Genomic DNA, 6000 nt, shown 5'->3' on the forward strand with positions numbered 1-6000 from the left:
TAATTTGCCTGCTTTTTTAAATAAGTAAAAATTCTTTAAGACAAGGAAGAGGGAAAACTAAGATTTTTATGATTAATATAAAAATTTATTTGAATCTATAAATTACATTGTTAAATAAATACTATCTGTTAAAAATAAAGTGCTTAAATTGATTTATAGTAAACTTATTATGAAATTAAAAATGGTTTTGTAATTGAAATATATATAAAACAATATACAAAATATTAAAAGTGATTCAATTTTTCCGATAATATAATATTTTATGTATGATTTACTAGGAAGAAAAGATATGGATTGAATAAAAATGCATATTCCACCTGTAATAGAAAAAATACATAAGGTAAATAATTTGTGTATAGTTGAAAGCGATAATTGACTTACATATTTTGAACCGGATATTATTTCCATAAACGAAGTAATAATATTTAATGGTATATTATCGTTGCTTATAAAAATAGAAAGCCATGCATTTATAGTTGTGAATATGATTATGTACATTCCAATTTTAATTAAAGATGATACCGTGTTGTTTAGCACTGAAATGGATGAATTATTGTCAGTATTACATATGTTGACTTGTTGTTTGCTAAAAAATAAATGAGAATTAATTATACCTGTAATTATAGGCGGCAAAAAAATAAACATTATAACTATTGAATTTTTAAAATAAGAATCGAGGCAAAGATATGATACGTAGTTAATTACATAAGAAATGCTTGGGTTATTACAGAATGTTAATAGTTTTTTTGCCTCGTCTTCGGAAATTAGATTGTTTTTTAATCCTTCGAATATTGTTTTACACCCTAAAGGATATCCACTTAAAAATCCACATATTATAATAAATGAACTAAATTGGCTTGCCTTAAAAATGTGTTTTAATATTGGATAAAAGAATTTGGAAATAATATTACATAGTTTTTTTTTTATAAGAATGTTGATGATTAAAATAAACGGCAGCAACGAAGGAATCATTGAGTATAATACAAGATTGATGCCTGTTTTCACGCCTAAGATAGTTTCTTTTGGAAGTAGAATGATAAATAAGATACAAAGCAGACAACAAATTAATTCAAAATATTTTACAAAGCTTTTTTTCATTTTTTTATTTATTATATAGCTTAATGGAATGAAATAGAACTTGAAATATATATAAAAATACAATAGAATGTACAAAGAAGATTTCAAAAGAAGAGGATTGCTATGAAATTTAGTTCTATAGCCAGTGGCAGCAAGGGAAATTGTCTTTTGTATGAAAATAACGATGTAAAGTTACTTGTAGATGCTGGGATAAGTAAAAAAAGAATTGAAGAAGGTATGAGTGAATACGGAAGCAGTTTAGAAGAAGTGAATGGTATACTTATAACACATGAACATTCTGACCATATTTCCGGATTAGGCGTTGTATCGAGAAAATATCATATTCCAATATATGCTACAAAAGGAACCATATCAAAGATACTTGAAGACAGTAAGGTTGGAACGATTGATAGGAATTTGTTTAATGAAATTGAAGAAAATAAAGATTTTTATATGGGAAGTACATTAGTTACTCCATTTTCGATATCGCATGATGCGGCACAACCGGTTGCATACAGATTTGATTCTGATGGGAAATCAATGGCTGTGGCGACAGATATGGGGATGTATGATGATTACATAATTGGTAATTTAAAAGGACTTGATGTAGTATTAATTGAATCAAATCATGATATTAATATGTTACAGATAGGTCCTTATCCATATGCACTTAAAAGACGTATATGGGGAAATAAAGGTCATTTATCAAATGAGACATGCGGCAATTTGTTAAATGAAATTATATCTGACAGACTTAAGAAAGTAATTCTTGGTCATTTAAGTAAAGAAAATAATTTGCCTGAATTGGCATATGAAACAATCAGAAATGAAATAAATATGGCTGATGGTAATTATTGTGCTGATGATATCAGTATACAGGTGGCAAGTAGAACTGAACCTTCTTGCCATATTGAATTTTAATTTAGGAGGCATAAAATGAAAAAAACTATTATTACTGTTGTGGGAAAAGATACAGTAGGTATTATTGCAAAGGTATGTACATATTTAGCAGATAATTCTGTAAATATTCTTGACATTTCACAGACAATTGTACAGGATTATTTTAATATGATGATGATTGTAGATTGTAATAATGCCAGCCAGCCTGCAGATAAACTTGCAGATGATCTTGAAAAAATAGGTGATGATATTGGCGTTTCAATAAAGATGCAGCACGAAGACATTTTTAATAGTATGCATAGAATTTAATGGAGGAATCATGATTAATTTATTTGAAGTAAAAGAAACTAACAAAATGATTGAAAATTACAATCTTGATGTAAGAACAATCACTATGGGAATCAGTTTGTTAGATTGTATTAGTGATGATTTAGAGACATTAAATAATAATATATATAACAAAATTAAAAAATATACATCAGATTTAGTAAAAACAGGTGATGACATTGCAAAGGAATTTGGAATTCCTATTGTAAATAAAAGAATTTCAGTTACTCCTATTTCATTGATTGGTGGTAGCGCATGTAAAACTCCTGATGATTTTGTTACAATTGCAAAAACACTTGATAAAGTAGCAAAGGAAGTTGGAGTTAACTTTTTAGGTGGATATTCAGCTTTGGTATCTAAAGGTATGACACCGGCAGAAGAAAATTTGATTCGTTCAATTCCTAAAGCACTAGCAGAGACAGAAAGGGTATGCAGTTCAGTTAATGTTGGCTCTACAAAAACAGGAATTAATATGGATGCTGTCAGACTTATGGGTGAAATTGTTCTTGAAACTGCAGAATATACAAAAGAACAGGATTCTCTTGGTTGTGCAAAATTAGTTGTATTTTGTAATGCACCGGATGATAATCCATTTATGGCTGGAGCATTTCATGGTGTTACAGAAGCTGATGCCATTATTAATGTCGGTGTAAGTGGACCTGGTGTAGTAAGACATGCATTAAAGAAAGTTCGTGGAGCAGACTTTGAAGTATTATGCGATACAATTAAAAAGACTGCTTTTAAAGTAACAAGAGTGGGTCAGTTAGTTGCAGAAGAAGCTTCTAAGAGACTCAATGTACCATTTGGTATTGTTGATTTGTCTTTAGCCCCTACACCTGCGATTGGTGATAGTGTAGCTGATATATTAGAAGAAATTGGATTGCAAAGAGCCGGAGCTCCGGGAACAACTGCAGCATTAGCATTATTAAATGATCAGGTTAAAAAAGGTGGCGTTATGGCATCTTCATATGTCGGTGGTTTAAGTGGTGCGTTTATCCCTGTAAGTGAAGACCAGGGAATGATTGACGCAGTAAAAGAAGGAGCACTTTCAATAGAAAAATTAGAGGCTATGACATGCGTATGTTCAGTTGGTTTAGATATGATTGCAATACCCGGGGATACAAAGTCAACTACAATTGCCGGAATTATCGCTGATGAATCAGCAATCGGAATGATTAATCAGAAAACGACAGCTGTAAGAGTTATTCCTGTAATTGGAAAGGGTGTTGGTGAAATGGTAGAATTTGGTGGATTATTAGGATATGCACCTATTATGCCGGTTAGCCAGTTCTCTTGTGATGCTTTTGTAAACAGAACAGGAAGAATTCCAGCACCAATTCATAGTTTTAAAAACTAAATTAATTCTAATATATTGCGTTAGCGTTATTATATTATAAAAAAACTTCCCTAAATATCGTTATTTGATGTTTAGGGAAGTTTTTTATACCGTTTCATAAAAATATAAAGGTTCTAAACTTTGCTCTAATTAAAGCCTAGAACTATGTTTTTTAGAAACTAAATAATTATAATTTTATAATTAAATTCTGTTGGCATATATTTTCCGGATTTATTCATATAAACTAATCTGTAAATTGAATCACAATAAAGCCAATTATCTAAAAGCTTTTTAATATCTCCTGTTGATGTTTTGTAATAGATTGATAATTTTGAAATTATATCGACATTACTGTTTTCTTTGATATGTTTAAGTATATCTGAAGAGGATTTCTTAAATCCTAATAATCGACCAACCGGTAAATAGCCAATTTTTTTATAAAAATCTATATCTTCTGAATGAATATTAAGCATAATATGCATTAATGTCCTTGATATTCTTGAGTAAGTATAGTTCTTACTTTGTAATTTTTCTATAAATGATTCAAAACTGTAAAAGTTTGCTCTTTCATTTAGTATTCTGTTTGATAAATCTGTATTTATATCGTTGAATTTATCAAATGAATCATTATTTAAGAGTGTAAGTCCTAACATACTCGAAAAATCATTTAATGTAATCAAAGAGTTTTGCTCTTTTTCATTTAGTAAAGATGAAAATGCAGCCTTTGAAAGGTGATTTGCAATAGAGTCTAAAGCTACATCATTTGTAAAAGCTTCTCTGATTCCACTCGCTGAAGCAAATGAGCTGTTAAGTGATGTTGAATTGTAACCTGAGCCTTCTCTGTTAATTCCAACAGGCACTATTGGAGAATTTAACTCGATTAAAGCCTTTATATATTCAATTGCTAATATATTGTTAGGTTTTGATAAAACGTCTGCTATGTTCGAATTGACATCGATTGACATTAGATAATCAGTTAATGCTTTTTGTCTTGCAACAGGGTAATTATTTCCACTTTTTAAATGCAAAGCTAAAGATGCTTTGTATTCATCCGGTTCATCATGTAATATTGATGCAATCGACTTTAGTAAGTCAAGATTGTTGTCTTCACATCCAAAGCATAAATAATTGATACAATTTAAATTATGGAGAAAATATACACTCGCTTTAGCGAAAGTTTCAGCACTAGCAGTAGAAAATACAGGGGGTAATTCAAAAACACAGTCACAACCATTTTCTAATGCATGTAAAGTGCGGTCGTATTTGTTTATTATTGCAGGACAGCCACGTTGAACGAAATTTCCGCTCATTATTACAATTACACGATCAGCTTCGGTGAATTCTTTTGCTTTTTTTATTAAATATGCGTGCCCATTGTGAAATGGATTAAATTCAGCAATTATGCCTATAGTTTTCATATAATTTATCCCTTCTAACTTAATTTATTAAATATTTTATCACTGTTTTATTTAATATGTAAACTGTTAAATAAATTATACTAAAAATTGAATGTTCTGTTGTGAAAATTAGCCATATACGTTATAATGTTAGAAGTTTACAAAAAGGAGAAAATAGATGGATTTTATTGAGTCAGTGAAAGAAAAAGCAAAAAATAATAAAAAGACAATTATTTTGCCAGAAGGTATGGACAAAAGAACGTATAAGGCTGCAGAGCAGATATTAAAAGAGGGGTTTGCAGATTTAATTATTTTAGCAACACCGGAAGAAGTTGAAGAAAACAGTGACGGTGCTGACGTATCAAAAGCAACTATTATTAATCCGAGAACTTGCGAAAAAACACCCGAATATGTAGAAGGGTTTTTTCAGTTGAGAAAAGCAAAAGGAATGACAAGAGAACAGGCATTGGGTATTTTGACATCTGATTATATGTTCTTTGCGTGTATGATGTTAAAATGCGGAGATGGAGATGGCGTTGTTTCAGGAGCATGCCATTCCTCAGCTAATACATTAAGACCTGCTTTACAGATTATAAAAAGTAAACCTGGCACAAAATTAGTGTCAGCTTTCTTTGTTATGTGCGTGCCTAATAAAGAATTAGGAGCAAATGGTGTATTTGTAATGGGTGATTGTGGTTTGAATCAGAATCCAACATCAGCAGAATTAGCAGATATAGCAGCAAGCAGTGCTGAGTCATTTGAATATTTAGTAGGTGAAAAGGCAAGAGTTGCAATGCTTTCTCATTCAACATATGGAAGTGCAGCTCACCCTGATGTTGATAAGGTTGTAGAAGCTACAAAGATTGCAAAGAAAGAATATCCTCAATTTTTAATAGATGGAGAATTGCAGACTGATGCAGCTGTAGTACCTGAAGTAGCAGCGTTGAAAGCACCGGATAGTGA

The 6000-nt window shown here is 30.6% G+C and carries 5 protein-coding genes; 4 read left to right on the forward strand and 1 reads right to left on the reverse strand.

The annotated features are described in order from the left end of the window. The first annotated feature begins 1200 nt into the window (after positions 1-1200). From ABMA45_RS02880 to ABMA45_RS02890, 3 genes are read left to right on the forward strand one after another with little or no spacing between them, the layout of a single operon-like run. The gene (locus ABMA45_RS02880; protein ID WP_022088380.1) at positions 1201-1998 is read left to right on the forward strand and encodes an MBL fold metallo-hydrolase; all 798 of its coding nucleotides are present in this window, start codon (positions 1201-1203) and stop codon (positions 1996-1998) included. A 15-nt stretch (positions 1999-2013) separates the two neighbouring features. Then, positions 2014-2286 (forward strand): ACT domain-containing protein, encoded by a 273-nt coding sequence (locus tag ABMA45_RS02885; protein WP_022088381.1) that lies wholly within the window; start codon positions 2014-2016, stop codon positions 2284-2286. Positions 2287-2296: 10 nt separating this feature from the next. After that, positions 2297-3661, forward strand: coding sequence for a PFL family protein (locus ABMA45_RS02890; protein ID WP_022088382.1), 1365 nt, complete (start codon positions 2297-2299; stop codon positions 3659-3661). 158 nt (positions 3662-3819) lie between these two features. Here ABMA45_RS02890 and ABMA45_RS02895 read toward each other — a convergent pair whose 3' ends face one another. Continuing rightward, positions 3820-5058 (reverse strand): nucleotidyltransferase, encoded by a 1239-nt coding sequence (locus ABMA45_RS02895; RefSeq protein ID WP_022088383.1) that lies wholly within the window; start codon positions 5056-5058, stop codon positions 3820-3822. Positions 5059-5215: 157 nt separating this feature from the next. Between ABMA45_RS02895 and ABMA45_RS02900 the strand changes: the two genes are divergently transcribed. Beyond that, positions 5216-6000, forward strand: a 785-nt coding sequence (locus ABMA45_RS02900; RefSeq protein ID WP_348029903.1) for a phosphate acyltransferase, incomplete at its 3' end; no start/stop codon positions are given.

The sequence above is a fragment of the Eubacterium sp. CAG:156 genome (genome assembly GCF_000434315.1).
Taxonomy (GTDB): domain Bacteria; phylum Bacillota; class Clostridia; order Lachnospirales; family Lachnospiraceae; genus Eubacterium_U; species Eubacterium_U album.